This is a genomic window from Citrobacter sp. 172116965, from assembly GCF_013458095.1.
In the GTDB taxonomy this organism is placed as follows: domain Bacteria; phylum Pseudomonadota; class Gammaproteobacteria; order Enterobacterales; family Enterobacteriaceae; genus Citrobacter; species Citrobacter braakii.
On record NZ_CP046673.1, the window covers coordinates 428,225 to 453,818 of the forward strand.

The 25,594-nt window shown below is 51.6% G+C and carries 38 protein-coding genes and 3 pseudogenes; 31 read left to right on the plus strand and 10 right to left on the minus strand.

All coding sequences use genetic code 11. The annotated features are described in order from the left end of the window. Positions 1-8: 8 nt before the first annotated feature. From gspK to GPJ68_RS02020, 6 genes and pseudogenes are all read right to left on the minus strand, one after another. Positions 9-995, minus strand: a complete 987-nt coding sequence (gspK, locus tag GPJ68_RS01995; protein ID WP_104652406.1) for a type II secretion system minor pseudopilin GspK — start codon at positions 993-995, stop codon at positions 9-11. Next, positions 992-1,564, minus strand: coding sequence for a type II secretion system protein GspJ (locus GPJ68_RS02000; RefSeq protein WP_104652407.1), 573 nt, complete (start codon positions 1,562-1,564; stop codon positions 992-994). Before GPJ68_RS02000 ends, gspK begins: the two co-directional genes overlap by 4 nt. Next, positions 1,548-1,934: a type II secretion system minor pseudopilin GspI gene (gene gspI / locus GPJ68_RS02005; protein WP_047414912.1), complete on the minus strand. Its 387-nt coding sequence runs from the start codon at positions 1,932-1,934 to the stop codon at positions 1,548-1,550. The genes GPJ68_RS02000 and gspI overlap by 17 nt, the downstream gene beginning before the upstream one ends. Next, the gene (gspH, locus tag GPJ68_RS02010) at positions 1,931-2,422 is read right to left on the minus strand and encodes a type II secretion system minor pseudopilin GspH (protein WP_080860783.1); all 492 of its coding nucleotides are present in this window, start codon (positions 2,420-2,422) and stop codon (positions 1,931-1,933) included. Before gspH ends, gspI begins: the two co-directional genes overlap by 4 nt. 5 nt (positions 2,423-2,427) lie before the next feature. After that, entirely contained in the window at positions 2,428-2,865 is a 438-nt protein-coding gene (gene gspG / locus GPJ68_RS02015) for a type II secretion system major pseudopilin GspG (RefSeq protein WP_016154753.1), read from the minus strand. Positions 2,866-2,874: 9 nt separating this feature from the next. Then, positions 2,875-3,300, minus strand: a pseudogene (locus tag GPJ68_RS02020) (type II secretion system F family protein); the annotation flags it as partial. 97 nt (positions 3,301-3,397) lie between these two features. On the opposite strand from GPJ68_RS02020, the gene GPJ68_RS02025 reads away from it, so the two are divergent. Continuing rightward, positions 3,398-4,549, plus strand: coding sequence for an IS30-like element IS30H family transposase (locus GPJ68_RS02025; RefSeq protein ID WP_001254955.1), 1,152 nt, complete (start codon positions 3,398-3,400; stop codon positions 4,547-4,549). On the opposite strand, the gene GPJ68_RS02030 is transcribed toward GPJ68_RS02025, so the two are convergent. From GPJ68_RS02030 to gspC, 4 genes are read right to left on the minus strand one after another with little or no spacing between them, the layout of a single operon-like run. Beyond that, on the minus strand, positions 4,509-5,309 hold the full coding sequence (locus GPJ68_RS02030) for a type II secretion system F family protein (protein ID WP_255489350.1): 801 nt from the start codon (positions 5,307-5,309) through the stop codon (positions 4,509-4,511). The two genes, GPJ68_RS02025 and GPJ68_RS02030, sit on opposite strands and share 41 nt — an antisense overlap. Continuing rightward, entirely contained in the window at positions 5,306-6,796 is a 1,491-nt protein-coding gene (gene gspE, locus GPJ68_RS02035) for a type II secretion system ATPase GspE (protein WP_104652408.1), read from the minus strand. The genes GPJ68_RS02030 and gspE overlap by 4 nt, the downstream gene beginning before the upstream one ends. A 6-nt stretch (positions 6,797-6,802) precedes the next feature. Continuing rightward, positions 6,803-8,788, minus strand: coding sequence for a type II secretion system secretin GspD (gene gspD / locus GPJ68_RS02040; protein ID WP_016157610.1), 1,986 nt, complete (start codon positions 8,786-8,788; stop codon positions 6,803-6,805). 17 nt (positions 8,789-8,805) lie between these two features. Next, positions 8,806-9,603, minus strand: coding sequence for a type II secretion system protein GspC (gspC, locus tag GPJ68_RS02045; RefSeq protein ID WP_180837098.1), 798 nt, complete (start codon positions 9,601-9,603; stop codon positions 8,806-8,808). Between the two features lie 166 nt (positions 9,604-9,769). On the opposite strand from gspC, the gene GPJ68_RS02050 reads away from it, so the two are divergent. The 30 genes and pseudogenes from GPJ68_RS02050 to rplQ all read left to right on the plus strand — a co-directional run bounded on the left by GPJ68_RS02050 (position 9,770) and on the right by rplQ (position 25,525). Beyond that, positions 9,770-11,284 carry a peptidoglycan-binding protein gene (locus GPJ68_RS02050; protein WP_104652291.1) on the plus strand — a complete coding sequence of 505 codons (1,515 nt, stop codon included), beginning with the start codon at positions 9,770-9,772 and terminating at the stop codon, positions 11,282-11,284. Further along, positions 11,284-11,667 (plus strand): hypothetical protein, encoded by a 384-nt coding sequence (locus GPJ68_RS02055; RefSeq protein WP_172860877.1) that lies wholly within the window; start codon positions 11,284-11,286, stop codon positions 11,665-11,667. Before GPJ68_RS02050 ends, GPJ68_RS02055 begins: the two co-directional genes overlap by 1 nt. A 206-nt stretch (positions 11,668-11,873) precedes the next feature. Then, complete coding sequence (gene rpsJ / locus GPJ68_RS02060; protein ID WP_001181005.1) at positions 11,874-12,185, plus strand: 30S ribosomal protein S10; 312 nt, start codon at positions 11,874-11,876, stop codon at positions 12,183-12,185. Between the two features lie 32 nt (positions 12,186-12,217). Continuing rightward, entirely contained in the window at positions 12,218-12,847 is a 630-nt protein-coding gene (gene rplC / locus GPJ68_RS02065; RefSeq protein WP_003031117.1) for a 50S ribosomal protein L3, read from the plus strand. Between the two features lie 10 nt (positions 12,848-12,857). Beyond that, positions 12,858-13,464 (plus strand): annotated as a pseudogene (gene rplD / locus GPJ68_RS02070) (50S ribosomal protein L4). Continuing rightward, positions 13,461-13,763 carry a 50S ribosomal protein L23 gene (gene rplW / locus GPJ68_RS02075; RefSeq protein ID WP_000617546.1) on the plus strand — a complete coding sequence of 101 codons (303 nt, stop codon included), beginning with the start codon at positions 13,461-13,463 and terminating at the stop codon, positions 13,761-13,763. The pseudogene rplD and the gene rplW overlap by 4 nt, the downstream one beginning before the upstream one ends. 17 nt (positions 13,764-13,780) lie before the next feature. Then, positions 13,781-14,603, plus strand: a pseudogene (gene rplB, locus GPJ68_RS02080) (50S ribosomal protein L2). A gap of 16 nt (positions 14,604-14,619) precedes the next feature. Continuing rightward, positions 14,620-14,898: a 30S ribosomal protein S19 gene (gene rpsS, locus GPJ68_RS02085; protein ID WP_001138115.1), complete on the plus strand. Its 279-nt coding sequence runs from the start codon at positions 14,620-14,622 to the stop codon at positions 14,896-14,898. A gap of 14 nt (positions 14,899-14,912) precedes the next feature. Continuing rightward, positions 14,913-15,245: a 50S ribosomal protein L22 gene (gene rplV / locus GPJ68_RS02090; RefSeq protein WP_000448832.1), complete on the plus strand. Its 333-nt coding sequence runs from the start codon at positions 14,913-14,915 to the stop codon at positions 15,243-15,245. Positions 15,246-15,262: 17 nt separating this feature from the next. Next, entirely contained in the window at positions 15,263-15,964 is a 702-nt protein-coding gene (gene rpsC, locus GPJ68_RS02095; RefSeq protein WP_000529945.1) for a 30S ribosomal protein S3, read from the plus strand. Positions 15,965-15,976: 12 nt separating this feature from the next. Then, complete coding sequence (rplP, locus tag GPJ68_RS02100) at positions 15,977-16,387, plus strand: 50S ribosomal protein L16 (protein ID WP_000941212.1); 411 nt, start codon at positions 15,977-15,979, stop codon at positions 16,385-16,387. Further along, positions 16,387-16,578 (plus strand): 50S ribosomal protein L29, encoded by a 192-nt coding sequence (gene rpmC, locus GPJ68_RS02105; RefSeq protein ID WP_000644742.1) that lies wholly within the window; start codon positions 16,387-16,389, stop codon positions 16,576-16,578. The genes rplP and rpmC overlap by 1 nt, the downstream gene beginning before the upstream one ends. Beyond that, on the plus strand, positions 16,578-16,832 hold the full coding sequence (gene rpsQ / locus GPJ68_RS02110; protein WP_003031120.1) for a 30S ribosomal protein S17: 255 nt from the start codon (positions 16,578-16,580) through the stop codon (positions 16,830-16,832). Before rpmC ends, rpsQ begins: the two co-directional genes overlap by 1 nt. Positions 16,833-16,995: 163 nt before the next feature. Continuing rightward, a complete protein-coding gene (gene rplN / locus GPJ68_RS02115) occupies positions 16,996-17,367 on the plus strand; it encodes a 50S ribosomal protein L14 (RefSeq protein ID WP_000613954.1) in 372 nt (123 codons plus the stop codon). Positions 17,368-17,377: 10 nt separating this feature from the next. Continuing rightward, entirely contained in the window at positions 17,378-17,692 is a 315-nt protein-coding gene (rplX, locus tag GPJ68_RS02120; protein ID WP_003031122.1) for a 50S ribosomal protein L24, read from the plus strand. Positions 17,693-17,706: 14 nt separating this feature from the next. Beyond that, positions 17,707-18,246 carry a 50S ribosomal protein L5 gene (gene rplE / locus GPJ68_RS02125; RefSeq protein WP_003031123.1) on the plus strand — a complete coding sequence of 180 codons (540 nt, stop codon included), beginning with the start codon at positions 17,707-17,709 and terminating at the stop codon, positions 18,244-18,246. Between the two features lie 14 nt (positions 18,247-18,260). After that, positions 18,261-18,566: a 30S ribosomal protein S14 gene (gene rpsN / locus GPJ68_RS02130; protein WP_003031125.1), complete on the plus strand. Its 306-nt coding sequence runs from the start codon at positions 18,261-18,263 to the stop codon at positions 18,564-18,566. Positions 18,567-18,596: 30 nt separating this feature from the next. Continuing rightward, complete coding sequence (gene rpsH, locus GPJ68_RS02135) at positions 18,597-18,989, plus strand: 30S ribosomal protein S8 (protein ID WP_003031127.1); 393 nt, start codon at positions 18,597-18,599, stop codon at positions 18,987-18,989. Positions 18,990-19,001: 12 nt separating this feature from the next. Next, a complete protein-coding gene (gene rplF / locus GPJ68_RS02140; RefSeq protein WP_003031129.1) occupies positions 19,002-19,535 on the plus strand; it encodes a 50S ribosomal protein L6 in 534 nt (177 codons plus the stop codon). 9 nt (positions 19,536-19,544) lie between these two features. Next, positions 19,545-19,898: a 50S ribosomal protein L18 gene (gene rplR, locus GPJ68_RS02145; RefSeq protein ID WP_000358960.1), complete on the plus strand. Its 354-nt coding sequence runs from the start codon at positions 19,545-19,547 to the stop codon at positions 19,896-19,898. A 14-nt stretch (positions 19,899-19,912) separates the two neighbouring features. Continuing rightward, complete coding sequence (gene rpsE / locus GPJ68_RS02150; protein WP_003031131.1) at positions 19,913-20,416, plus strand: 30S ribosomal protein S5; 504 nt, start codon at positions 19,913-19,915, stop codon at positions 20,414-20,416. Positions 20,417-20,419: 3 nt separating this feature from the next. Further along, entirely contained in the window at positions 20,420-20,599 is a 180-nt protein-coding gene (rpmD, locus tag GPJ68_RS02155) for a 50S ribosomal protein L30 (protein WP_001140434.1), read from the plus strand. A gap of 3 nt (positions 20,600-20,602) precedes the next feature. Further along, positions 20,603-21,037, plus strand: coding sequence for a 50S ribosomal protein L15 (rplO, locus tag GPJ68_RS02160; protein ID WP_003031132.1), 435 nt, complete (start codon positions 20,603-20,605; stop codon positions 21,035-21,037). Positions 21,038-21,044: 7 nt separating this feature from the next. Beyond that, positions 21,045-22,376: a preprotein translocase subunit SecY gene (secY, locus tag GPJ68_RS02165; protein WP_001118864.1), complete on the plus strand. Its 1,332-nt coding sequence runs from the start codon at positions 21,045-21,047 to the stop codon at positions 22,374-22,376. A 30-nt stretch (positions 22,377-22,406) separates the two neighbouring features. Further along, positions 22,407-22,523, plus strand: coding sequence for a 50S ribosomal protein L36 (gene rpmJ / locus GPJ68_RS02170; protein ID WP_000868187.1), 117 nt, complete (start codon positions 22,407-22,409; stop codon positions 22,521-22,523). Between the two features lie 146 nt (positions 22,524-22,669). Next, a complete protein-coding gene (gene rpsM / locus GPJ68_RS02175) occupies positions 22,670-23,026 on the plus strand; it encodes a 30S ribosomal protein S13 (RefSeq protein WP_003031135.1) in 357 nt (118 codons plus the stop codon). Between the two features lie 16 nt (positions 23,027-23,042). Then, the gene (gene rpsK / locus GPJ68_RS02180; protein ID WP_003031137.1) at positions 23,043-23,432 is read left to right on the plus strand and encodes a 30S ribosomal protein S11; all 390 of its coding nucleotides are present in this window, start codon (positions 23,043-23,045) and stop codon (positions 23,430-23,432) included. Positions 23,433-23,465: 33 nt separating this feature from the next. Next, complete coding sequence (rpsD, locus tag GPJ68_RS02185) at positions 23,466-24,086, plus strand: 30S ribosomal protein S4 (protein WP_003031138.1); 621 nt, start codon at positions 23,466-23,468, stop codon at positions 24,084-24,086. Positions 24,087-24,111: 25 nt separating this feature from the next. After that, entirely contained in the window at positions 24,112-25,101 is a 990-nt protein-coding gene (gene rpoA / locus GPJ68_RS02190) for a DNA-directed RNA polymerase subunit alpha (RefSeq protein WP_003031139.1), read from the plus strand. Between the two features lie 40 nt (positions 25,102-25,141). Continuing rightward, positions 25,142-25,525, plus strand: coding sequence for a 50S ribosomal protein L17 (gene rplQ / locus GPJ68_RS02195; RefSeq protein WP_001216370.1), 384 nt, complete (start codon positions 25,142-25,144; stop codon positions 25,523-25,525). Positions 25,526-25,594 lie beyond the last annotated feature (69 nt).

A 25,594-nucleotide genomic window follows, 5' to 3' on the forward strand; every position in this document is an offset into this window, starting at 1 on the left:
AGTTCCCTTTAATGGTCGCGCGCCACGCTTTTGCGGGCTGTAATAAACAGAGCCTTTCTTTTGGGATCGTATTCCAGCTGGCTGATGGTGCTCCCGGCGCTATCGCCTTGTTCGATAGTCGTTTCTAGGCGGAAGTAACGACTGGTCGCCACCGCAATGCTTTTGAATGTGGTCTGCGACAGCTTATGAGCCGGATTATCCTTATCGAATGTCTTTAACAACGTCTCAATGCTGATTTTGCGTCCTTTGCGCGGGGTATCAAAAAAGCGCTCAATCTCGCGTGGCGGGACAGCATTATTGAGCATCGCCGCAAGCAACGGTGCATCCCGGCGCGTCAGGGTGTTGATGTTGATTTTTAGCTCATCATCAGGCAGCGCGCAGAGTAGCGGGGAGATTTGCTGGTAAAGAGAAAGCGTCATCCCTTTGATTTGTTTGAGTTCACTGATTGACCAGATACGTCGTCCGCCAATGGTGTGGGGGTCGTTACTTGTCTGGTAATACTCATTTTCGGCACCGGAGGCGCGTGGAATATCGTCGTTATCGATGTAGTCGGCGATAGCATCAACCAGCGCCTCTGCCTGGGCATTGGTGACGCCAATGTTTTCCAGCAGTGCCAGAAAGATGCTCACGCTGGCGGGCGGCTCTTTCATTCGATCGATCGGGGCGTTAATCAGCGCATTAATGTTGTAACAGGCCTGCTCGTCAGATAGCTGCCAGCTAACAGCGTCGCCGCTGGCGAGCTGAATACGCTGCGGCTGCGCCCAGAGCTGCTCGTGAGTGAGGTATTTCTCATTATCCCGCAGGTCCTGTTCAAGAATACGCATGGCCTGGCTTTCAGCCAGCTCTGCCAGCCAGTTTTGCTGTAGCCGCATCCGGGTGGAGCTGGTACGTTTGAGGTTGATCTGGTAGCGCACGGTCATTTCGCTGGCCAGCGCCGCCATAATTGCCAGGATCATCAGCACTACCAGCAGCGCCACGCCCTTTTGCCGGGTCATTGCTGTTCTCCTGGCTGGCGGTTCTCTGACAAGAGCGTCAGACGAGTTATCGTGCCGGAATCAGCAAGTTTAAGAGTGACTTCCATCGCGCCAGGAGATGGGATTGTCGCCGTGTCCGTCCACGCTTTCTCTTTACTGTTGTAATAACGCAACGTGAAGGCGTTCACATCATTGAGCATCGGCTGAGTGATAGCTGCGGTTGCATCTTCCGGGTAGCGCCAGAGCGTGCGGTATAAAGTATGATCCTGCAGATACCACTGAACTCGCTGGATATCGGGCGCGCAGCAGGCGCCAGGATAACTGTTACTGCTGGCTGTCGTCAGCATCAGCGTCTCTTTTTCGCCCTGCAATTGGGTTACCGGCACCCGCTGTCGGATATCTTTATCCAGCAAATTGACGGTACGCACGATAGCGGAAAAACGCTGCTGATGCTTTTTGGTCTGCTCGTTACTGTCAATTGTCGTCGTTAGCATCTGCGCCGTCAGCAGGCTGAGCATGGCGAACAGGGCAATAGCCAGTAAAACTTCCAGCAGGGTAAAGCCGCGCTGTTTCTCAGGGCCGGGAGACATTTTGCGGTCCTCCTTGCGGCGAGGGGATAAAGCGCTGCAGGCGGATCTGCTGTTTGTCCTTAAGAGCGACGTCTGCTGTCCAGGTGCTGAGGCCGGAAGCATCGGCGGGTGAGACTGTTAACAACCAGTCCCAGCGGCGTTTACCCATAATGCTGCTGCCTGTCGCTGTTTTAGCGGGGCTCTGCCCGGCCAGTTGATAGGTTTTGAGCACATTATCCGCTACCCAACCGGCAAGCACCTGTTCTTCCATTTTTGCGGTGGCGCTAACCTGACCGTGCAGGCTGTTGAGTAGCGCGAGAGAGCAGGTGGCGAAAATGAATATCGCCAGTAGCACTTCCAGAAGCGTCATTCCTGATTGCCTTTGGCTCATCGGCTTTCGCCTCGGGTGAGCACCAGCGGCAGCCCGCCGGTACTGGCGAGCGTGAACAGCAGCGTATTATTTTTACGGCTGCGGATGTGTAGCGTAAACGGCGTAATTTCACCGTCCGGGTGAATCAGAATTTGCGGCGTGCCGACGGATTGCCTGGCGAGCGACGCCGGGAACAGAGCCACCTGCCAGTCACTTTCCCACTTGCCCTCGGTCGCCAGGCGATAGAACTGGGTTGGCGTCTGCCAGCGATCTCCAATCGGTGTGACGATGCGCCAGCCTTGTTCGCGGATCTCAATACCGGTACTGCGGTCCTCCATGGTTGACCAGTCAGCGGCATATTCAGTCAGCGCCGCCAGCTGTTCGGCTGCAGTAATAGCTTTCGCGGTATCATTTTGTCGCCCGTAGGTCATCATCACCAGCGAGGCGCCAAGCGCGATAATCGTCAGCACCAGAATGACTTCCAGTAGCGTGAATCCCTTCTGCCTCATTCCGATTATTTCGCTTTACCCAGTTCCCAGTTAGTAATGTCGTCAGCGGTGCCGGGTTCACCGTCCTGACCTGCGGAGAGAATATCGTAATCGCCGTGTTCACCAGGGCTAACCAGCAGATACTCATTACCCCAGGGATCCTGTGGCAGACGCTTGATATAGCCCTTCGCGTTGTAATTTTCCGGGATTGGGCTGGCGGTCGGTTTTTCGACCAGCGCCTTTAACCCCTGTGCCGTCAGCGGATAGCGATAGTTATCCAGTTTGTACATATCCAGCGCATTCTCCAGCGCCACGATGTCGCTGACGGCTTTCTGGTGATCGGCTTTGTCTTTATTGCCCATTAAGCTGGGGACGACCAGGCTTGCGAGGATGCCCAAAATAACCAGCACCACCATCATCTCCAGCAGCGTAAATCCTCGCTGCTTATGTGCATCACTATTCACGTTTTATCCTTAACTTACCAATGAGTTGAGTTGCAAAATGGGTTGCAGAACCGAGACGATGATGAACAGCACAATCATCGCCATCGTAATAATCAGCGCGGGTTCAAACAGCGCCAGCGTCAGCGCAATGCGGTTTTGTAGCAGTGTTTCCTGCTGGTCGGCAGCGCGCGCCATCAGCTCGCTGAGCTGGCCGCTTTTTTCCCCGGAGGCAATCATGTAGAGCATCATCGGCGGGAAGAGATCGCATTTTTCCAGAGCGAGATGAAAGCCTGAGCCCTGGCGCACGCGCTCCGCGGCCTGACCCAGCCGCTGACTGATTTCTCGGTTACCGATGCCTTCGGTTGCCAGCGTCATCCCTTCCAGCAGCGGAACGCCGCTGATATTAAGAATGCTCAGGGTGCGCAAATAACGGGCGCAGTGGATAGCGCGCAGCAGGGCGCGACTGAGTTTGAAATCAAGAAGCCAGCGGTTGTAGATTCAATTGGTCAACGCAACAGTCATGTGAAAACATGTAGTTGCGGAGGATTGTTGAATGAGACGAACATTTACAGCAAAGGAAAAAACATCTGTTTTTGAACTGTGGAAGAACGGAAAAGGCTTCAGTGAGATAGCTAATATCCTGGGTTCGAAACCAGGGACCATCTTCACGATGTTAAGAGATACTGGCGGCATAAAACCCAATGAGCGCAAGCGAGCTGTTGCTCACCTGACGCTGTCTGAGCGCGAGGAAATACGAGCCGGTCTGTCAGCTAAAATGAGCATTCGAGCCATCGCTACAATGCTGAATCGTAGCCCTTCAACAATCTCACGTGAAGTTCAGCGTAATCGTGGTAGGCGCTATTACAAAGCCGTTGATGCGAATAACCGGGCCAACAGGATGGCTAAAAGACCAAAACCGTGCTTACTGGATCAGAATATGCCGTTGCGAGAGCTTGTTCTGGAAAAGCTTGAGATGAAGTGGTCCCCAGAGCAAATATCAGGATGGTTAAGGCGAACGAAGCCGCGTCAAAAAACACTACGAATATCACCTGAGACAATTTATAAGACGCTTTACTTTCGTAGTCGTGAAGCGCTACACCACCTGAACGTACAGCACCTGCGCCGATCGCACAGCCTCCGTCATGGCAGGCGCCATACTCGCAAAGGTGAAAGAGGCACTATCAACATAGTGAACGGAACGCCAATCCACGAACGTTCCCGGCATATCGATAACAGACGCTCTCTGGGACACTGGGAAGGCGATTTAGTCTCGGGTACAAAAAACTCCCATATAGCCACACTTGTAGACCGAAAATCACGTTATACGATCATCCTGAGACTCAGGGGCAAAGACGCTTTATCAGTGAATCAGGCTCTTACCGATAAATTCCTGAGCTTACCACCTGAACTCCGGCGATCACTGACATGGGACAGAGGAATGGAGCTGGCCAGACATCTGGAATTTACTGGCAGCACAGGAGTTAAAGTTTACTTCTGCGATCCTCAGAGCCCCTGGCAGCGGGGAACAAACGAAAACACTAATGGGCTAATCCGACAGTACTTTCCCAAAAAGACATGCCTTGCCCAATATACTCAATATGAGCTGGATCAGGTTGCAGCTCAGCTAAACAACAGACCGAGAAAGACACTGAAGTTCAAAACACCTAAAGAGATAATTGAAAGGGGTGTTGCGTTGACAGATTGAATCTACAGTCAAGCAGATGCCGTTTGCCGGGGCGGGTGAGCCAGTGGCGAAACAGGAAAAAGACAATCAGCAGCAATGCGATTACCCACAATCCGTAGTGGCGCATGGCACCACTGATTGCCAGCAACACGCGCGTGGATATCGGCAGCGCTTCTTTCATATGCAGAAACTGCTCCACGATTTTGGGCACTACGGTGGTGAGCAGGATAGCGACGACGGCGATCGCCACGCTGGTCAGCAGGGAAGGATAAATCAGTGACTGGATGAGTTTACTGCGTGTTGCCTGGCGTAACTCATTGTAGTCAGCCAGCTTTTCCAGCACACAGCCGAGCTGTCCGCTTTTTTCACCGGCTTTCACCAGCGTGCGGTAAACGGAATCGAAGATCCACGGCCAGGCGGCCAGCGATTCGGAAAGCGTATGTCCAGCGAGGATCCGTTCGCGCAGGTCGCGTAGCACCAGCCCCAGTTTATTATTTTTGTTCTGCCGACCAATAACGAACAGCGCCTCTTCAAGCGGTAGCGAAGCGTTGGCCAGCGTGGCGAGCTGGCGGGTGAACAGCGCCAGTTCACTGCCGCTAAGCCGTAAACGAGGCGTTTTTTTTACCGTCCGGAACAGCGAAATGACCTTTTTCTCATTTAACACCAGCGGGTGCAGACCCTGGGCGCGCAGCGCCTCGCGCGCCTCTTTGCTGCTGGCGGCATCCAGCGTTCCATGGTGAGTCGTGCCGCTGTCATCCATTGCCTGCCACTGATATTTCATCGTGTATCCTCTTGGGCAGAGGTGACGCGCATGACTTCCTCAAGCGTGGTCTCGCCTGCCAGCACGCGCAGCAGGCCGTTGTCCCGCAGGCTCCGGCTTTGCTGGCGCAGGCACTGCTCCAGGGCGTGTTCATCGGCGTCGCGATGGATGATGCTGCGCATAGTTTTATCCACCAGCATAATTTCATGAATCGCCAGTCGCCCCTGATAGCCAGTTCCCCGACATTCGCCGCATCCGCAAGCCTGCCAGATTGCCTGAGCGGTGGGATCGAGCGCGTGCAGGAGGGATTTCTGAGAGTCAGGAATGGGAGCATGCACGCGGCAGGCCGGACAGAGGCGACGCACCAGGCGTTGGGCGATAACGCCGCTTAGCGATGATGAGAGCAGGAAAGGTTCGACGCCCATATCCCGTAATCGGGTAATCGCACCGCAGGCGCTGTTAGTGTGCAGGGTGGAAAGCACCAGATGTCCGGTGAGCGATGCCTGAACCGCTATCTGCGCGGTTTCGGCGTCACGAATTTCGCCGACCATGACGATGTCCGGATCCTGGCGCAGGATGGCGCGCAGTCCCCTGGCGAAAGACATATCCACCCTGCTGTTTACCTGGGTTTGTCCGACGCCTTCCAGCTCGTACTCGATGGGATCTTCGACGGTCAGGATATTACGCTGGGGGGAATTCAGCTCGGCGAGAATCGCATACAGCGTGGTGCTTTTTCCCGACCCCGTCGGGCCGGTGACAAGAATGATGCCGTGCGGCTGCTGTACTAAACCCTTCAGCCGCAGGCTATCCACCGCCGATAGCCCCATATTCTCCAGCGTCAGGCGCAGACTGTTTTTATCCAGCAGACGCAGCACGGCTCTTTCGCCATACTGCGAGGGTAACGTCGAAACGCGGACATCAATATTTTTGCGTCCGAGGCGCAGGGAAATACGCCCATCCTGCGGCAGTCGTTTTTCGGCAATATCCAGTCGTGCCATTACTTTGATACGCGAAATCAGCAGCGGCGCCAGTTTTTTAGCGGGCTGAAGGACTGGCTTAAGGACGCCGTCGATACGAAAACGCACCACCAGAGATTTTTCGAAGGTTTCGATATGCACATCCGACGCGCCTTCCCTCACGGCTTCATGAAGGACCGCGTTGATCAGTCGGATAACCGGTGCGTCGTTTTCATCACTGAGCAGATCGGCGTTGTCGGGTAACTCCTCGCTCAGCGCCGTCAGGTCGATCTCCTGATCGATATCCTGGGCAATCTGCCGGGACTCTCCGGCGCCGTGCTGGAAAAGTTGCTCCAGGTGGTCGTCAAATTGCGCTGGCGTCAGGCGGCTGAAGCGCTGACAGGCAACGCTGGCCTCGAGCACGTTTTCCAGCGGCGTGTCGGTGCGGTAGAACAATTCATCCACCGCGACCGCGATACCAAATTTTTGCCCCTGTGCGTAATTAAGCGGCAGAGGATGCTGGGGAGGAATGCGCGTCCATAAGTCAGTCATGTTGGATCATTCCCGGAAGGGATTGCGCGATGGCTGGTCGTTGGGCGCGTCGGTCGGCACATCGAAATTCAGCTCTTTAAGCATCGGGCGTTCTTCGTCCTTCACGCCGACCAATCCACTGGATTGCTTATCAATACGCTGCTGCTGTAAATCACGAAATCGGGTGTACTTATCCTTTGAGAGCGAACGATAAACCTCGTCGTCGCGAATAATGGTCGGCCTGATAAAGACCATTAAATTACGCTTCGCATTTTCCGTTGAGGTGTAGCGGAATAGCTGTCCGAGAACAGGGATATCGCCCAGCAGCGGTACTTTGGAAACCTGCTCTTTGCTTGAATCATCCAGCAGGCCACCCAGCACCACGGTTTCGCCACTTTTGACCAGCACGGCATTCTGGATAGTACGGGTGTTGAACGTCGGACCGAGATCGCTGGCGTTACCGGAGGCGGTATCGACGCTCGACACCTCCTGCTCGATCTCCATCAGCACCGCGTCGCCTTCGTTGATTTGCGGTGTGACCTTCAGTTTGGTGCCGACGGTTTTACGTTCGACCGTATTAAAGACGTTGTCGCCGGAGGTCGTTTGCGAGCCGGAAAGCACCGGCACATCCTGGCCGACATTAAACGATGCTTCTTTGTTATCCAGCGTCACAATGCTGGGGGTGGCGAGGATATCGTTTTTGTTGTCGGAGGAGATCGCGGTGAGCAGGACGCTCCAGTCCCCCTCAAAGAAGCCCGTCGCCAGGCCGTTAAAACTGCTTAACGCGCTGGCGATAGGGTTGTCGCTGGTCATCGAACCATTTTTATCAAACTGGCGCGCGCCTCTTGAGGCGTCGAAAATCGGCAGCCCCGTTTTGGTAAACTGCTGACCGCCGACGTTGCTGTTGGCCCACTGCACGCCAAGATTCAGGCCGTTTCCATCCTGGACTTCCACAATGATGGCTTCAACCAGTACCTGTGCGCGGCGAATATCCAGACGAGCGATGACTTTTTCCAGCTCCTGCATGGTGCTCTGGTCTGCGGTAATGACCACCGAGTTGGTTTGTTCATCGGCGTTAATCGAGACATCCCGGGAAGGGGTAGCCACGCTCTGCGAAGACGACTGCTTGTCTTCCGTCAGTTTGGTTGACACGCCGGTCAGCACTTCAACGATTTTAGTGGCTTTGGCGTATTTCAAATAGAACACGCGAGTATTGCCCTGCGTGGTCTGTTCGATATCCAGTTTAGCGATTAAAGATTTCATCCGCTGGCGCACATTGTCCGGCCCGCTGATAAGAAGGGCGTTGGTGCGCTTGTCGGCGACAATTTTAGGCAGCAGGATCTGCGTTGGGTTTTCCTTTGACTCTTCGCGAATCAGGCTGTTAATTACGTCAGATAAATCAACTGCCGAGGCGTAGCGCAGTTTGATAAGCTCACGTTCCTGAGTACCGATAACATCGACCCGTTTCACAACCTCAAGGATGCGATTGACTATATTGGCTTTACCGGTGATCAACAGCGCATTAGAAGGATCATAGTGTACGACGTTGCCGATGCCGCCGCTGTCCATCATCTGGCGTAATAGCGGAGCCAGATCGCGTACCGGGACATTTTTCAGCGCCACGACGCGGGTGATAAATTCATCGCCGACCGCCGGTTGCGACTGTGCCAATACTTTTCCCGGCGCGGTCTTAAGCGTTGCGGAGCGAACAACCTTCAGCAGGCCGTTATCCAGGGTGATAACCGAGTAGCCGTAGATATCGAGAACGCTGAGAAAAAACTGGTAGTATTCCTCCTCGTTGAAACTGTCAAAGCTGCGAACGGAGATTTTTCCCTGGACGGACGGATCGATCAGAATGGTTTTGCCCATTTGCTTACTGACCGAGGTAATAAACTCCCGGAGATCCGCATCCTGGAAGTTTGCCGAATATTGCGCTGACATGGTTTGAAATGGAAAGGAGCAAAACTGTAGCGCCAGTATCCATGCAGCCGTTTTTTTAATTCCTTTGCGCAATTTTGTCGTCCTTAAGGTTAATCATTCTCAGTAACGGATACATTCACCAGCGCTTCCTGACCGTTTCGTATTACGGTGAACTGGGCAGAGTTTAAGGTTACAAATTCCTGTAGTGCCGCTTTTGCTGACGCTTCCTGAGTTAGCGGATGGTTGTTCATTTTGATCGCAATATCGCCTGGCCTGAGTCCGGTTGCTATAAAACGTTCAACCGGACCACGGGCGTTTAATCTGACACCCTGTAGCGCTTCCTGCTGATAGATAAAGTTAGTAATAATGATGTCGCTGAGGGAATGTGGCGCGCTGTCATGTGGCAGCGATGGTGCCGGTGCCCTGGAGAATATATCAGGCTCATCAATAAAAGCGATGCGTTGCCGGGAGCCATTGTTATCAATCGTCACGCTATTATTATCAATGTCCGTAATTTTTACGTCAGGGAGATCGTCAAGTTTATCTCCGGTACTGTAAAATTTTGCTTTCTCATTAATGGTGATAATAGCCTGTGAACGTGTTTTTAGCGTGCTCGCAATAATGCCATTTAGCTGGAGATCGAGCATCGAATTTTTAATTGAGACATCTTCTTTATTATCAGTCGCGTTTTCCCTACTGTTTTTCGGTAAATTCATTGGCAGCCTGAGGACAACGGACGTTATTGATTGACTGGTTTTGTTTTTCGTATTGATAAAATCAATAAATAATCTATAGGCATATAACGAATGAATAATAACAATGACACCGACAAAAAACATAACGCAGTACAGCATATCGTTACGCTTTCTCTTAAATATAAAGGTAAATTGCTTCGCGATAACATCCATTGTTAATAGCACGCCTGTTCTTTTCGGGAGAAGCATGATATAGGCTTACTTTCAGGTTTTCAATTTAATCGTCGGAACATGTCGTTTAATTCAAATATAAAAAATTGATAATATTTACCTGACATATAATGAGTTAAATGCCCGCATCAATTACTGGAACTTATCGATGACTGAACGCGAATTACCGTATGCAATTTACTCTTTTTCGCAACATACCCTTATCAAGAATATCTTTATTCATGAGTTGGGCGCTGGCGATGTGGGCGTATTATGCGGCAAACCAGGGTGTGGTAAATCGACGCTTATTTATCAGTTAGGTAAGGATTTTCCCGGCAGGGTAGTGGTGTTTACCGCCACCGGTTTCTCTGGTTTCTGTCAATTGACACACACGGCGTGTACGCACGGAAAACTCCAGCCAGACTGGCGAGATGTGAGAATTAGCCGTTTCTGGTCAACGCTGATGCCTGCCCTTAGTCCGGCAGCGCAACCAATAATAATTGTCATTGATAATGCTGACGCACTCGCCAGACATCTTCCGGCATTTGTCGATAATTTCCGTCATCTGGCGGCTTCATTTGACGCTGGCGCCAGCTTGCTACTGGTGGGGGGCGAAGCGCTCAGGCGTAACCGACGACTTAAACGGCGTGTTACGCTATCGGCGATCATCGCTGCGCCGACGGACGATGAATATCTTGATTTTATGCATCAACAGCAACTGTGTGAGGCGGATGGCGAGCCTGTGCGGATGCGTCATGAATTTGTGCGCAAAGCGGTTCGGGCAGTGCAGGGAAACCTGGCGTTGCTGAGGCGCATCGCCCGGGCGGCGAGAAAAATAGCAACGGACAGGCAAGCGGATGTGTTAACCGCTCAACAGGAAAGATTGTTGCTGGAAACATTTACTCTCCGCTCTTGCGTATTGCGCAAGGGAATACTGCCCGGACTTTACGCTGCGCTGGCTTTGACGTTCGGCTGGCTGGCGGTCGATGTTTTTCCCCTTCAACTTCCTCTGCCCGCCGGGTTAACGGTGGCGATGACGCAAAAAAAGGAAAACCTGCCGGATATTGGCGACGCACGGGGAGGATTACGCGATGCCATGCAGCAATTATTCAGCGTCTGGGGATTCGACACAGCGCATGACGAGGCATGGTGTGACCAGGCCGATCGCGCTGAGTTGGTGTGCGAAAGCGGCAAGGAACGTTTAGATAACCTCATCAGGCGCGGGTTGCCGTGGATCGCGCATTTGAATATCGATAAACAACCGGTCTACGGTGTTGTGATGCGTGTATCAGGAAACGAGCTGGATCTTATCATTGATAATAAAACCTGGATCGTCAGTCAGGAGTGGCTGGCGAAGCACTGGCAGGGAAATTATACCCTGATGCTCAATTTAACGCCTGACAGGAAAATGCAGATCGGTGAAAAGAGTCCGGCGGAAACCATCATCTGGTTTGATACGATGCTGAGCCGCGCGCTGGGCGTTCCCGGCGATAAATCAGGCTCATGGACGCCATGGTTAATCGAAAAGGTCAAAGCATTCCAGCAGCGGGAGAATTTGCCTGTGGATGGTAAGCCGGGAAAAGAGACGCTGATAAGGCTACGTCAGAGTCTTGGAGACGCGCCGGTATTAATCAATGAGGCGGCACCTGTGCTCACACATGTGTCATCTAAGGAGCGTATGTGATGATGCACATCTATCAACCCATTGATGCGAAAACAGTGTCGAGTTGCCGCTGGCGGCAGGCGCTGCGTTCCTGTTGCTGGCTGTTGTGGGTCAGCCTGATGCTAATGTGCGGCTACTACGGACATTATGTCTGGTTGGTGCGCCATCCGACAACCACCACGCAGGGAGTGCCCGATTCTCAGGCGTATCGACTCTCGGATGTGCATTACATTTTTAAGCGGAAACCTCTGCCGATACGCATCGATTTACCCACCCAGAACGAAGAGGGTGACAGTATGCTGGAAGAGATACCCTATGATGAAGCGTCCGGGCAGGAAGTGCCGGATGGCGAAGTATTGCGCTCACGTGTGCAACAAGCGCTGAGAGAAATCGATGGCAAATAGCCATAATCACTTGCATCCGTACCGGCTATACGTATAATACGCCAGCCTGTCAAATCTGACGGGTAGTTCGATATGAACTGTGGCGGTTTACCGTCAACAACGCTCCCAATCAGGGGGCTACGTAAGAACGGTTACACTCTCCCATCAATCGTAATGGGTTTGAGGAGTAACTATTTCGTCTATAAAATAATTGGAGCTCTGGTCTCATGCAGAACCAAAGAATCCGTATCCGTTTGAAAGCGTTTGATCATCGTCTGATCGATCAATCAACCGCGGAAATCGTCGAGACTGCCAAGCGCACTGGTGCGCAGGTTCGTGGTCCGATCCCGCTGCCGACCCGCAAAGAGCGTTTCACCGTTCTGATCTCCCCGCACGTCAACAAAGACGCGCGTGATCAGTACGAGATCCGTACTCACAAGCGTCTGGTTGACATCGTTGAGCCAACTGAAAAAACCGTTGATGCTCTGATGCGTCTGGACCTGGCTGCCGGTGTAGACGTGCAGATCAGCCTGGGTTAATCAGGTCATCGAGCGATTGAGAGGTTGATACAATGATTGGTTTAGTCGGTAAAAAAGTGGGTATGACCCGCATCTTCACTGAAGATGGCGTATCTATCCCAGTAACCGTTATCGAAGTTGAAGCAAACCGCGTTACTCAGGTTAAAGATCTGGCTAACGATGGCTATCGCGCTGTTCAGGTTACCACCGGTGCTAAAAAAGCTAACCGCGTAACTAAGCCGGAAGCTGGTCACTTTGCTAAAGCTGGCGTAGAAGCTGGCCGCGGCCTGTGGGAGTTCCGCCTGGCAGATGGTGAAGAATACACCGTTGGTCAGAACATTAGCGTTGAACTGTTTGCTGACGTTAAAAAAGTTGACGTAACCGGTACCTCTAAAGGTAAAGGTTTCGCTGGTACCGTTAAGCGCTGGAACTTCCGTACCCAGGACGCTACTCACGGTAACTCCTTGTCCCACCGCGTTCCGGGTTCTATCGGTCAGAACCAGACTCCGGGCAAAGTGTTCAAAGGCAAGAAAATGGCAGGTCAGCTGGGCAACGAACGTGTAACCGTTCAGAGCCTGGACGTAGTACGTGTTGACGCTGAGCGCAACCTGCTGCTGGTTAAAGGTGGTGTTCCGGGTGCGACCGGTTGCGACCTGATCGTTAAACCAGCTGTGAAGGCGTAAGGGGATAGCAATGGAATTAGTATTGAAAGACGCGCAGAGCGCGCTGACTGTTTCCGAAACTACCTTCGGTCGTGATTTCAACGAAGCGCTGGTTCACCAGGTTGTTGTTGCTTATGCAGCTGGTGCTCGTCAGGGTACTCGTGCTCAGAAGACTCGTGCTGAAGTAACTGGTTCAGGCAAAAAGCCGTGGCGCCAGAAAGGTACCGGCCGTGCGCGTTCAGGTTCTATCAAGAGCCCGATCTGGCGTTCAGGTGGCGTGACCTTCGCTGCTCGTCCACAGGACCACAGTCAAAAAGTTAACAAAAAGATGTACCGCGGCGCGCTGAAAAGCATTCTGTCCGAACTGGTACGTCAGGATCGTCTGATCGTTGTCGAATCATTCTCTGTAGAAGCGCCTAAAACTAAGCTGCTGGCACAGAAACTGAAAGACATGGCTCTGGAAGATGTGCTGATCATCACCGGTGAGCTGGACGAAAACCTGTTCCTGGCTGCGCGCAACCTGCACAAGGTTGACGTACGCGATGCAACTGGTATCGACCCGGTTAGCCTGATCGCCTTCGACAAAGTCGTAATGACTGCTGATGCTGTTAAAGCAAGTTGAGGAGATGCTGGCATGATTCGTGAAGAACGTCTGCTGAAAGTGCTGCGCGCACCGCACGTTTCTGAAAAAGCGTCTACTGCGATGGAAAAAACTAACACCATCGTTCTCAAAGTTGCTAAAGACGCGACCAAAGCAGAAATCAAAGCTGCTGTGCAGAAACTGTTTGAAGTCGAAGTCGAAGTCGTTAACACCCTGGTAGTTAAAGGGAAAGTTAAACGTCACGGACAGCGTATCGGTCGTCGTAGCGACTGGAAAAAAGCTTACGTCACCCTGAAGGAAGGCCAGAATCTGGACTTCGTCGGCGGCGCTGAGTAAGTCGGAGGAGTAATACAATGGCAGTTGTTAAATGTAAACCGACATCTCCGGGTCGTCGCCACGTTGTTAAAGTGGGTCAACCCAGAGCTGCACAAGGGCAAACCTTTTGCTCCGCTGGTTGAAAAAAACAGCAAATCCGGTGGTCGTAACAACAATGGCCGCATCACCACTCGTCACATCGGTGGTGGTCACAAGCAGGCTTATCGTATTGTTGACTTCAAACGCAACAAAGACGGTATCCCGGCAGTTGTTGAACGTCTTGAGTACGATCCGAACCGCTCCGCGAACATCGCGCTGGTTCTGTACAAAGACGGTGAACGCCGTTACATCCTGGCCCCTAAAGGCCTGAAAGCTGGCGACCAGGTTCAATCTGGCGTTGATGCTGCAATCAAAGCAGGTAACACCCTGCCGATGCGCAATATCCCGGTTGGTTCTACCGTTCATAACGTAGAAATGAAACCAGGTAAAGGCGGTCAGCTGGCACGTTCCGCTGGTACTTACGTTCAGATCGTTGCTCGTGATGGTGCTTATGTCACCCTGCGTCTGCGTTCTGGTGAAATGCGTAAAGTCGAAGCAGACTGCCGTGCAACTCTGGGCGAAGTTGGCAATGCTGAGCATATGCTGCGCGTTCTGGGTAAAGCAGGTGCTGCACGCTGGCGTGGTGTTCGTCCTACCGTTCGCGGTACTGCGATGAACCCAGTCGACCACCCACATGGTGGTGGTGAAGGTCGTAACTTTGGTAAGCACCCGGTAACTCCGTGGGGCGTTCAGACCAAAGGTAAGAAGACCCGCAGCAACAAGCGTACTGATAAATTCATCGTACGTCGCCGTAGCAAATAATTTTAGAGGATAAGCCATGCCACGTTCTCTCAAGAAAGGTCCTTTTATTGACCTGCACTTGCTGAAGAAGGTAGAGAAAGCGGTGGAAAGCGGAGACAAGAAGCCCCTGCGCACTTGGTCCCGTCGTTCAACGATCTTTCCTAACATGATCGGTTTGACCATCGCTGTCCATAATGGTCGTCAGCACGTTCCGGTATTTGTTTCCGACGAAATGGTCGGTCACAAACTGGGTGAATTCGCACCGACTCGTACTTATCGCGGCCATGCTGCTGATAAAAAAGCGAAGAAGAAATAAGGTAGGAGGAAGAGATGGAAACTTTAGCTCAACATCGCCATGCTCGTTCTTCTGCTCAGAAGGTTCGCCTTGTTGCAGACCTGATTCGCGGTAAGAAAGTGTCGCAGGCTCTGGATATTCTGACCTACACCAATAAGAAAGCGGCTGTACTGGTCAAGAAAGTCCTGGAATCTGCCATTGCTAACGCTGAACACAACGATGGCGCTGACATTGACGATCTGAAAGTTACGAAAATTTTCGTAGACGAAGGCCCGAGCATGAAGCGCATTATGCCGCGTGCAAAAGGTCGTGCAGATCGCATCCTGAAGCGCACCAGCCACATTACTGTGGTTGTGTCCGATCGCTGAGACTCTGGAGACTAGCAATGGGTCAGAAAGTACATCCTAATGGTATTCGCCTGGGTATTGTAAAACCATGGAACTCAACCTGGTTTGCGAACACCAAAGAATTCGCTGACAACCTGGACAGCGATTTTAAAGTACGTCAGTACCTGACTAAGGAACTGGCTAAAGCGTCTGTATCTCGTATCGTTATCGAGCGTCCGGCTAAGAGCATCCGTGTGACCATTCACACCGCTCGCCCGGGTATCGTTATCGGTAAGAAAGGTGAAGACGTAGAAAAACTGCGCAAAGTCGTAGCGGATATTGCTGGCGTTCCTGCTCAGATCAATATCGCCGAAGTGCGTAAACCTGAACTGGATGCAAAATTGGTTGCTGACAGCATCACTTCTCAGCTGGAACGTCGTGTTATGTTCCGTCGTGCTATGAAGCGTGCTGTACAGAACGCAATGCGTCTGGGCGCTAAAGGTATTAAAGTTGAAGTTAGCGGCCGTCTGGGCGGCGCGGAAATCGCACGTACCGAATGGTACCGCGAAGGTCGCGTACCTCTGCACACTCTGCGTGCTGACATCGACTACAACACCTCTGAAGCGCACACCACTTACGGTGTAATCGGCGTTAAAGTGTGGATCTTCAAAGGCGAGATCCTGGGTGGTATGGCTGCTGTTGAACAACCGGAAAAACCGGCTGCGCAACCTAAAAAGCAGCAGCGTAAAGGCCGTAAATAAGGAGCGTCGCTGATGTTACAACCAAAGCGTACAAAATTCCGTAAAATGCACAAAGGCCGTAACCGCGGTCTGGCGCAGGGTACGGATGTTAGCTTCGGCAGCTTCGGTCTGAAAGCTGTTGGCCGTGGTCGTCTGACTGCCCGTCAGATCGAAGCAGCACGTCGTGCTATGACCCGTGCAGTTAAGCGTCAAGGTAAGATCTGGATCCGTGTATTCCCGGACAAACCGATCACTGAAAAGCCGCTGGCAGTGCGTATGGGTAAAGGTAAAGGTAACGTGGAGTATTGGGTTGCCTTGATTCAGCCGGGTAAAGTCCTGTATGAAATGGACGGCGTACCGGAAGAGCTGGCCCGTGAAGCATTCAAGCTGGCAGCAGCGAAACTGCCGATTAAAACCACCTTTGTAACTAAGACGGTGATGTAATGAAAGCAAAAGAGCTGCGTGAGAAGAGTGTTGAAGAGCTGAACACCGAGCTGCTGAATCTGCTGCGTGAGCAGTTCAACCTGCGTATGCAGGCTGCAAGTGGCCAGCTGCAACAGTCTCACCTGTTGAAGCAAGTGCGTCGTGATGTCGCACGCGTTAAGACTTTACTGACTGAGAAGGCGGGTGCGTAATGACCGATAAAATCCGTACTCTGCAAGGTCGCGTTGTTAGCGATAAAATGGAGAAATCCATCGTTGTTGCTATCGAACGTTTTGTGAAACACCCGATCTACGGTAAATTCATTAAGCGTACGACCAAACTGCACGTACATGACGAGAACAACGAATGCGGTACTGGTGACGTGGTTGAAATCCGCGAATGCCGTCCGCTGTCCAAGACTAAGTCCTGGACGCTGGTTCGCGTTGTAGAGAAAGCCGTTCTGTAATACAGTAGGCATTCTCAACGAATAAACGGCTCAGCGATGAGCCGTTTATTTTTTCTACCCATATCGTTGAAGCGGTGTTATAATGCCGCGCCCCCGATATGGGGCTTTTTTAACGACCTGATTTTCGGGTCTCAGTAGTAGTTGACATTAGCGGAGCACTAAAATGATCCAAGAACAGACTATGCTGAACGTCGCCGACAACTCCGGTGCACGTCGCGTAATGTGTATCAAGGTTCTGGGTGGCTCGCACCGTCGCTACGCAGGCGTCGGCGATATCATCAAGATCACCATCAAGGAAGCAATTCCGCGTGGTAAGGTCAAAAAAGGTGATGTGCTGAAGGCGGTAGTGGTGCGCACCAAGAAGGGTGTTCGTCGCCCGGACGGTTCTGTCATTCGCTTCGATGGTAATGCATGCGTTATTTTAAACAATAACAGCGAGCAACCTATCGGTACGCGTATTTTTGGGCCGGTAACTCGTGAACTTCGTAACGAGAAGTTCATGAAAATTATCTCTCTGGCACCAGAAGTACTCTAAGGAGCGAATCATGGCAGCGAAGATCCGTCGTGATGACGAAGTTATCGTGTTAACCGGTAAAGATAAAGGTAAACGCGGTAAAGTTAAGAATGTCCTGTCTTCCGGCAAGGTCATTGTTGAAGGTATCAACCTGGTTAAGAAACATCAGAAGCCGGTTCCGGCCCTGAACCAACCAGGCGGCATTGTAGAGAAAGAAGCAGCTATTCAGATCTCTAACCTTGCTATCTTCAACGCGGCAACCGGCAAGGCTGACCGTGTAGGCTTTAGATTCGAAGACGGCAAAAAAGTCCGTTTCTTTAAATCTAACAGCGAAACTATCAAGTAATTTGGAGTAGTACGATGGCGAAACTGCATGATTACTACAAAGACGAAGTAGTCGCTAAACTCATGACTGAGTTTAACTACAATTCTGTCATGCAAGTCCCTCGGGTCGAGAAGATCACCCTGAACATGGGTGTTGGTGAAGCGATCGCTGACAAGAAACTGCTGGATAACGCAGCAGCTGACCTGACAGCAATCTCCGGTCAAAAACCGCTGATCACCAAAGCACGCAAATCAGTTGCAGGCTTCAAAATCCGTCAGGGCTATCCGATCGGCTGTAAAGTAACTCTGCGTGGCGAACGCATGTGGGAGTTCTTTGAGCGCCTGATCACTATTGCTGTTCCACGTATCCGTGACTTCCGTGGCTTGTCCGCTAAGTCTTTCGACGGTCGTGGTAACTACAGCATGGGTGTCCGTGAGCAGATCATCTTCCCAGAAATCGACTACGATAAAGTCGACCGCGTGCGTGGTTTGGATATTACCATTACCACTACTGCGAAATCTGATGAAGAAGGCCGTGCTCTGCTGGCTGCCTTTGACTTCCCGTTCCGCAAGTAAGGTAGGGTTACTGAATGGCTAAGCAATCAATGAAAGCACGCGAAGTAAAGCGCGTAGCTTTAGCTGATAAGTACTTCGCAAAACGCGCTGAACTGAAAGCTATTATCTCTGATGTGAACGCGACCGACGAAGATCGTTGGAACGCAGTTCTCAAGCTGCAGTCTCTGCCGCGTGATTCCAGCCCGTCCCGTCAGCGTAACCGCTGCCGTCAAACAGGTCGTCCGCATGGCTATGTGGGCAAGTTCGGGTTGAGCCGTATCAAACTGCGTGAAGCCGCTATGCGCGGTGAAGTACCAGGCTTGAAAAAGGCTAGCTGGTAATTACCAATTGAATCACGGGAGTAAAGACAGATGAGCATGCAAGATCCGATCGCGGATATGCTGACCCGTATCCGTAACGGTCAGGCCGCGAATAAAGCTGCGGTCACCATGCCTTCCTCCAAGCTGAAAGTGGCAATTGCCAACGTGCTGAAGGAAGAAGGTTTTATTGAAGATTTTAAAGTTGAAGGCGACACCAAGCCGGAACTGGAACTTACTCTTAAGTATTTCCAGGGTAAAGCTGTTGTAGAAAGCATTCAGCGTGTCAGTCGCCCAGGTCTGCGCATTTATAAGCGTAAAGACGAGCTGCCGAAAGTTATGGCTGGCATGGGTATCGCAGTTGTTTCTACCTCTAAAGGTGTTATGACTGATCGTGCAGCGCGCCAGGCTGGTCTTGGTGGCGAAATTATCTGCTACGTAGCCTAATCGGAGGAAAAAATGTCTCGTGTTGCTAAAGCACCGGTCGTTATTCCTGCCGGCGTTGATGTAAAAATCAACGGTCAGGTTATTACGATCAAAGGTAAAAACGGCGAGCTGACTCGTACTCTCAACGATGCTGTTGCAGTAAATCATGCAGATAATGCACTGACCTTCGGTCCGCGTGATGGTTACGCAGATGGATGGGCTCAGGCTGGTACCGCGCGTGCCCTGCTGAATGCAATGGTTGTCGGTGTTACCGAAGGCTTCACTAAGAAGCTACAGCTGGTTGGTGTAGGTTATCGTGCAGCGGTTAAAGGGAATGTAGTAAACCTGGCTTTAGGTTTCTCTCACCCTGTTGACCATCAGCTGCCTGCGGGTATTACTGCAGAATGTCCGTCTCAGACTGAAATCGTGCTGAAAGGCGCTGATAAACAGCTGATCGGTCAGGTTGCAGCAGATCTGCGCGCCTACCGTCGTCCTGAGCCTTATAAAGGCAAGGGTGTTCGTTACGCCGACGAAGTCGTGCGTACCAAAGAGGCTAAGAAGAAGTAAGGTAACACTATGGATAAGAAATCTGCTCGTATCCGTCGTGCGACCCGCGCACGCCGCAAGCTCCAGGAGCTGGGCGCAACTCGCCTGGTGGTACATCGTACCCCGCGTCATATTTACGCACAGGTAATTGCACCGAACGGTTCTGAAGTTCTGGTAGCTGCTTCTACTGTAGAAAAAGCTATCGCTGAACAATTGAAGTACACCGGTAACAAAGACGCTGCTGCAGCTGTAGGTAAAGCTGTTGCTGAACGCGCTCTGGAAAAAGGCATCAAAGATGTTTCTTTTGACCGTTCCGGGTTCCAATATCATGGTCGTGTCCAGGCACTGGCAGATGCTGCCCGTGAAGCTGGCCTTCAGTTCTAAGGTAGAGGTGTAAGATGGCTCACATCGAAAAACAAGCTGGCGAACTGCAGGAAAAGCTGATCGCGGTTAACCGCGTATCTAAAACCGTTAAAGGTGGTCGTATTTTCTCCTTCACAGCTCTGACTGTAGTTGGTGATGGTAACGGTCGCGTTGGTTTTGGTTACGGTAAAGCGCGTGAAGTTCCAGCAGCGATCCAGAAAGCGATGGAAAAAGCCCGTCGCAATATGATTAACGTCGCGCTGAACCACGGCACCCTGCAGCACCCGGTTAAGGGTACTCACACGGGTTCTCGTGTATTCATGCAGCCGGCTTCCGAAGGTACCGGTATCATCGCCGGTGGTGCAATGCGCGCCGTTCTGGAAGTCGCTGGAGTTCGTAACGTTCTGGCTAAAGCGTATGGTTCTACTAACCCGATTAACGTGGTTCGTGCAACTATCGATGGCCTGGAAAATATGAAATCTCCGGAAATGGTCGCTGCCAAGCGTGGTAAATCCGTTGAAGAAATTCTGGGGAAATAAACCATGGCAAAGACTATTAAAATTACTCAAACCCGCAGTGCAATCGGTCGTCTGCCGAAACATAAGGCAACGCTGCTTGGCCTGGGTCTGCGTCGTATTGGTCACACCGTAGAGCGCGAGGATACTCCTGCTGTTCGTGGTATGGTCAACGCGGTTTCCTTCATGGTTAAAGTTGAGGAGTAAGAGATGCGTTTAAATACTCTGTCTCCGGCCGAAGGCTCTAAAAAAGCGGCTCGCCGCCTGGGTCGTGGTATCGGTTCTGGCCTCGGTAAAACCGGTGGTCGTGGTCACAAAGGTCAGAAGTCTCGTTCTGGCGGTGGCGTACGTCGCGGTTTCGAGGGTGGTCAGATGCCTCTGTACCGTCGTCTGCCGAAATTCGGCTTCACTTCACGTAAAGCAGCGATTACAGCCGAAGTTCGTCTGTCTGACCTGGCTAAAGTTGAAGGCGGTGTTGTAGACCTGAACACGCTGAAAGCAGCTAACATTATCGGTATCCAGATCGAGTTCGCGAAAGTGATTCTGGCTGGTGAAGTCACTACTCCGGTAACTGTTCGTGGCCTGCGTGTTACTAAAGGCGCTCGTGCTGCTATCGAAGCTGCTGGCGGTAAAATCGAGGAATAAGTAGCAGATGGCTAAACAACCGGGATTAGATTTTCAAAGTGCCAAAGGTGGCTTAGGCGAGCTGAAACGCAGACTGCTGTTTGTAATCGGCGCGCTGATTGTGTTCCGTATTGGCTCTTTCATTCCGATCCCTGGTATTGATGCCGCTGTACTTGCCAAACTGCTTGAGCAACAGCGAGGCACCATCATTGAAATGTTTAACATGTTCTCTGGTGGTGCTCTCAGCCGTGCTTCTATCTTTGCTCTGGGGATCATGCCGTATATTTCGGCGTCGATTATTATCCAGCTGCTGACGGTGGTTCATCCAACGCTGGCAGAAATTAAGAAAGAAGGGGAGTCTGGTCGTCGTAAGATCAGCCAGTACACCCGCTACGGTACTCTGGTGCTGGCAATATTCCAGTCGATCGGTATTGCTACCGGTCTGCCGAATATGCCTGGTATGCAGGGCCTGGTAATGAATCCAGGCTTTGCATTCTATTTCACCGCTGTTGTAAGTCTGGTTACAGGGACGATGTTCCTGATGTGGTTGGGCGAACAGATTACTGAACGTGGTATCGGCAACGGTATCTCAATCATTATCTTCGCCGGTATTGTCGCGGGACTCCCGCCAGCCATTGCCCATACTATCGAGCAAGCGCGTCAAGGCGACCTGCACTTCCTCGTGTTGCTGTTGGTTGCAGTATTAGTATTTGCAGTGACGTTCTTTGTTGTATTTGTTGAGCGTGGTCAACGCCGCATTGTGGTAAACTACGCGAAACGTCAGCAAGGTCGTCGTGTCTATGCTGCACAGAGCACACATTTACCGCTGAAAGTGAATATGGCGGGGGTAATCCCGGCAATCTTCGCTTCCAGTATTATTCTGTTCCCAGCGACCATCGCGTCATGGTTCGGGGGCGGGACTGGTTGGAACTGGCTGACAACAATTTCGCTGTATTTGCAGCCTGGGCAACCGCTTTATGTGTTACTCTATGCGTCTGCAATCATATTCTTCTGTTTCTTCTACACGGCGTTGGTTTTCAACCCGCGTGAAACAGCAGATAACCTGAAGAAGTCCGGTGCATTTGTACCAGGAATTCGTCCGGGAGAGCAAACGGCGAAGTATATCGATAAAGTAATGACCCGCCTGACTCTGGTTGGTGCGCTCTACATTACCTTTATCTGCCTGATCCCGGAGTTCATGCGTGATGCAATGAAAGTACCGTTCTACTTCGGTGGGACCTCACTGCTTATCGTTGTTGTCGTGATTATGGACTTTATGGCTCAAGTGCAAACTCTGATGATGTCAAGTCAGTACGAGTCTGCATTGAAGAAGGCGAATCTGAAAGGCTACGGCCGTTAACAGTCGCCCGAGAAGTTACGGAGAGTAAAAATGAAAGTTCGTGCTTCCGTCAAGAAATTATGCCGTAACTGCAAAATCGTTAAGCGTGATGGTGTCATCCGTGTGATTTGCAGTGCCGAGCCGAAGCATAAACAGCGCCAAGGCTGATTTATTCGCATATTTTTCTTGCAAAGTTGGGTTGAGCTGGCTAGATTAGCCAGCCAATCTTTTGTATGTCTGTGCGTTTCCATTTGAGTATCCTGAAAACGGGCTTTTCAGCATGGTGCGTACATATTAAATAGTAGGAGTGCATAGTGGCCCGTATAGCAGGCATTAACATTCCTGATCAGAAACATGCTGTGATCGCATTAACTTCGATCTACGGCGTCGGCAAGACCCGTTCTAAAGCCATTTTGGCTGCCGCGGGTATCGCTGAAGATGTTAAGATCAGTGAGCTGTCTGAAGAACAAATCGACACGCTGCGTGACGAAGTTGCCAAATTTGTCGTTGAAGGTGATCTGCGCCGTGAAGTTAGCATGAGCATCAAGCGCCTTATGGACCTTGGTTGCTATCGCGGTTTGCGTCATCGTCGTGGTCTCCCGGTTCGCGGTCAGCGTACCAAGACCAACGCACGTACCCGTAAGGGTCCGCGCAAACCGATCAAGAAATAATCGGGGTGATTGAATAATGGCAAAGGCACCAATTCGTGCACGTAAACGTGTAAGAAAACAAGTCTCTGACGGCGTGGCTCATATCCATGCTTCTTTTAACAACACCATCGTTACCATTACTGATCGTCAGGGTAACGCACTGGGTTGGGCAACAGCCGGTGGTTCCGGTTTCCGTGGTTCTCGCAAATCCACTCCGTTTGCAGCTCAGGTTGCAGCAGAGCGTTGCGCTGAAGCCGTAAAAGAATACGGTATCAAGAATCTGGAAGTTATGGTCAAAGGACCGGGTCCAGGTCGCGAATCTACTGTTCGTGCTCTGAACGCCGCTGGTTTCCGCATCACTAATATTACTGATGTGACTCCGATCCCTCATAACGGTTGTCGTCCGCCGAAAAAACGTCGCGTATAACGCTGTCGTTTCTAGGATTGTTGGAGAAAGAAAATGGCAAGATATTTGGGTCCTAAGCTCAAGCTGAGCCGTCGTGAGGGCACTGACTTATTCCTTAAGTCTGGCGTTCGCGCGATCGATACCAAGTGTAAAATTGAACAAGCTCCTGGCCAGCACGGTGCGCGTAAACCGCGTCTGTCTGACTATGGTGTGCAGTTGCGTGAAAAGCAAAAAGTTCGCCGTATCTACGGTGTGCTGGAGCGTCAGTTCCGTAACTACTACAAAGAAGCAGCACGTCTGAAAGGCAACACCGGTGAAAACCTGTTGGGTCTGCTGGAAGGTCGTCTGGACAACGTTGTATACCGTATGGGCTTCGGTGCCACTCGTGCAGAAGCACGTCAGCTGGTCAGCCATAAAGCAATTATGGTAAACGGTCGTGTTGTTAACATCGCTTCTTATCAGGTTAGTCCGAATGACGTTGTTAGCATTCGTGAGAAAGCGAAGAAGCAGTCTCGCGTGAAAGCCGCTCTGGAGCTGGCTGAGCAGCGTGAAAAGCCAACCTGGCTGGAAGTTGATGCTGGCAAGATGGAAGGTACGTTCAAGCGTAAGCCGGAGCGTTCTGATCTGTCTGCGGACATTAACGAACACCTGATCGTCGAGCTTTACTCCAAGTAAAGCTTAGTACCAAAGAGAGGACACAATGCAGGGTTCTGTGACAGAGTTTCTAAAACCGCGCCTGGTAGATATCGAGCAAGTGAGTTCGACGCACGCCAAGGTGACCCTTGAGCCTTTAGAGCGTGGCTTTGGCCATACTTTGGGTAACGCACTGCGCCGTATTCTGCTCTCATCGATGCCGGGTTGCGCGGTGACCGAGGTTGAGATTGATGGTGTACTACATGAGTACAGCACCAAAGAAGGCGTTCAGGAAGATATCCTGGAAATCCTGCTCAACCTGAAAGGGCTGGCGGTGAGAGTTCAGGGTAAAGATGACGTTATTCTTACCTTGAATAAATCTGGCATTGGCCCTGTGACTGCAGCCGACATTACCCATGATGGTGATGTCGAAATCGTCAAGCCACAGCACGTGATCTGCCACCTGACCGATGAGAATGCATCTATTAGCATGCGTATCAAAGTTCAGCGCGGTCGTGGTTATGTGCCGGCTTCTACCCGAATTCATTCGGAAGAAGATGAGCGCCCAATCGGCCGTCTGCTGGTCGACGCATGCTACAGCCCTGTAGAGCGTATTGCCTACAATGTTGAAGCAGCGCGTGTAGAACAGCGTACCGACCTGGACAAGCTGGTCATCGAAATGGAAACCAACGGCACAATCGATCCTGAAGAGGCGATTCGTCGTGCGGCAACCATTCTGGCTGAACAACTTGAAGCTTTCGTTGACTTACGTGATGTACGTCAGCCGGAAGTTAAAGAAGAGAAACCAGAATTCGATCCGATCCTGCTGCGCCCTGTTGACGATCTGGAATTGACTGTCCGCTCTGCTAACTGCCTCAAAGCAGAAGCTATCCACTATATCGGTGATCTGGTACAGCGTACTGAGGTTGAGCTTCTTAAGACGCCTAACCTTGGTAAAAAATCTCTTACTGAGATTAAAGACGTGCTGGCTTCCCGTGGACTGTCTCTGGGCATGCGCCTGGAAAACTGGCCACCGGCAAGCATCGCTGACGAGTAACCGGATCACAGGTTAAGGTTTTACTGAGAAGGATAAGGTCATGCGCCATCGTAAGAGTGGTCGTCAACTGAACCGCAACAGCAGCCATCGCCAGGCTATGTTCCGCAATATGGCAGGTTCACTGGTTCGTCATGAAATCATCAAGACGACTCTGCCGAAAGCGAAAGAGCTGCGTCGCGTAGTTGAGCCGCTGATTACTCTTGCCAAGACTGATAGCGTAGCTAATCGTCGTCTGGCATTCGCCCGCACTCGTGATAACGAGATCGTGGCAAAACTGTTTAACGAACTGGGCCCGCGTTTCGCGAGCCGCGCCGGTGGTTACACTCGCATTCTGAAGTGTGGCTTCCGTGCAGGCGACAACGCGCCGATGGCATACATCGAGCTGGTTGATCGTTCAGAGAAAACAGAAGCTGCTGCAGAGTAATCTGTAGTAACGTAAAAAAACCCGCCTCGGCGGGTTTTTTTATATCCGTCATATCCCTACTTACCTACA

Bases quoted from the DNA above. Each gene is read 5' to 3' on its own strand.
- rpsD (WP_003031138.1), top strand. From the start codon at position 23,466: ATGGCAAGATATTTGGGTCCTAAGCTCAAGCTGAGCCGTCGTGAGGGC.
- rplW (WP_000617546.1), top strand. From the start codon at position 13,461: ATGATTCGTGAAGAACGTCTGCTGAAAGTGCTGCGCGCACCGCACGTT.
- rplX (WP_003031122.1), top strand. From the start codon at position 17,378: ATGGCAGCGAAGATCCGTCGTGATGACGAAGTTATCGTGTTAACCGGT.
- rpsH (WP_003031127.1), top strand. From the start codon at position 18,597: ATGAGCATGCAAGATCCGATCGCGGATATGCTGACCCGTATCCGTAAC.
- gspH (WP_080860783.1), bottom strand. From the start codon at position 2,422: ATGAGGCAGAAGGGATTCACGCTACTGGAAGTCATTCTGGTGCTGACG.
- GPJ68_RS02050 (WP_104652291.1), top strand. From the start codon at position 9,770: ATGACTGAACGCGAATTACCGTATGCAATTTACTCTTTTTCGCAACAT.
- rpsS (WP_001138115.1), top strand. From the start codon at position 14,620: ATGCCACGTTCTCTCAAGAAAGGTCCTTTTATTGACCTGCACTTGCTG.
- rplC (WP_003031117.1), top strand. From the start codon at position 12,218: ATGATTGGTTTAGTCGGTAAAAAAGTGGGTATGACCCGCATCTTCACT.
- rpsK (WP_003031137.1), top strand. From the start codon at position 23,043: ATGGCAAAGGCACCAATTCGTGCACGTAAACGTGTAAGAAAACAAGTC.
- GPJ68_RS02025 (WP_001254955.1), top strand. From the start codon at position 3,398: ATGAGACGAACATTTACAGCAAAGGAAAAAACATCTGTTTTTGAACTG.
- rplN (WP_000613954.1), top strand. From the start codon at position 16,996: ATGATCCAAGAACAGACTATGCTGAACGTCGCCGACAACTCCGGTGCA.
- rplE (WP_003031123.1), top strand. From the start codon at position 17,707: ATGGCGAAACTGCATGATTACTACAAAGACGAAGTAGTCGCTAAACTC.
- rpmJ (WP_000868187.1), top strand. From the start codon at position 22,407: ATGAAAGTTCGTGCTTCCGTCAAGAAATTATGCCGTAACTGCAAAATC.
- GPJ68_RS02030 (WP_255489350.1), bottom strand. From the start codon at position 5,309: ATGAAATATCAGTGGCAGGCAATGGATGACAGCGGCACGACTCACCAT.
- rplQ (WP_001216370.1), top strand. From the start codon at position 25,142: ATGCGCCATCGTAAGAGTGGTCGTCAACTGAACCGCAACAGCAGCCAT.
- rplP (WP_000941212.1), top strand. From the start codon at position 15,977: ATGTTACAACCAAAGCGTACAAAATTCCGTAAAATGCACAAAGGCCGT.
- rpsN (WP_003031125.1), top strand. From the start codon at position 18,261: ATGGCTAAGCAATCAATGAAAGCACGCGAAGTAAAGCGCGTAGCTTTA.
- rpmD (WP_001140434.1), top strand. From the start codon at position 20,420: ATGGCAAAGACTATTAAAATTACTCAAACCCGCAGTGCAATCGGTCGT.
- rplV (WP_000448832.1), top strand. From the start codon at position 14,913: ATGGAAACTTTAGCTCAACATCGCCATGCTCGTTCTTCTGCTCAGAAG.
- GPJ68_RS02055 (WP_172860877.1), top strand. From the start codon at position 11,284: ATGATGCACATCTATCAACCCATTGATGCGAAAACAGTGTCGAGTTGC.
- rplR (WP_000358960.1), top strand. From the start codon at position 19,545: ATGGATAAGAAATCTGCTCGTATCCGTCGTGCGACCCGCGCACGCCGC.
- rpsC (WP_000529945.1), top strand. From the start codon at position 15,263: ATGGGTCAGAAAGTACATCCTAATGGTATTCGCCTGGGTATTGTAAAA.
- gspK (WP_104652406.1), bottom strand. From the start codon at position 995: ATGACCCGGCAAAAGGGCGTGGCGCTGCTGGTAGTGCTGATGATCCTG.
- rpmC (WP_000644742.1), top strand. From the start codon at position 16,387: ATGAAAGCAAAAGAGCTGCGTGAGAAGAGTGTTGAAGAGCTGAACACC.
- gspI (WP_047414912.1), bottom strand. From the start codon at position 1,934: ATGAGCCAAAGGCAATCAGGAATGACGCTTCTGGAAGTGCTACTGGCG.
- GPJ68_RS02000 (WP_104652407.1), bottom strand. From the start codon at position 1,564: ATGTCTCCCGGCCCTGAGAAACAGCGCGGCTTTACCCTGCTGGAAGTT.
- rplO (WP_003031132.1), top strand. From the start codon at position 20,603: ATGCGTTTAAATACTCTGTCTCCGGCCGAAGGCTCTAAAAAAGCGGCT.
- rpsE (WP_003031131.1), top strand. From the start codon at position 19,913: ATGGCTCACATCGAAAAACAAGCTGGCGAACTGCAGGAAAAGCTGATC.
- gspC (WP_180837098.1), bottom strand. From the start codon at position 9,603: ATGGATGTTATCGCGAAGCAATTTACCTTTATATTTAAGAGAAAGCGT.
- rplF (WP_003031129.1), top strand. From the start codon at position 19,002: ATGTCTCGTGTTGCTAAAGCACCGGTCGTTATTCCTGCCGGCGTTGAT.
- gspE (WP_104652408.1), bottom strand. From the start codon at position 6,796: ATGACTGACTTATGGACGCGCATTCCTCCCCAGCATCCTCTGCCGCTT.
- rpsJ (WP_001181005.1), top strand. From the start codon at position 11,874: ATGCAGAACCAAAGAATCCGTATCCGTTTGAAAGCGTTTGATCATCGT.
- secY (WP_001118864.1), top strand. From the start codon at position 21,045: ATGGCTAAACAACCGGGATTAGATTTTCAAAGTGCCAAAGGTGGCTTA.
- rpsQ (WP_003031120.1), top strand. From the start codon at position 16,578: ATGACCGATAAAATCCGTACTCTGCAAGGTCGCGTTGTTAGCGATAAA.
- rpoA (WP_003031139.1), top strand. From the start codon at position 24,112: ATGCAGGGTTCTGTGACAGAGTTTCTAAAACCGCGCCTGGTAGATATC.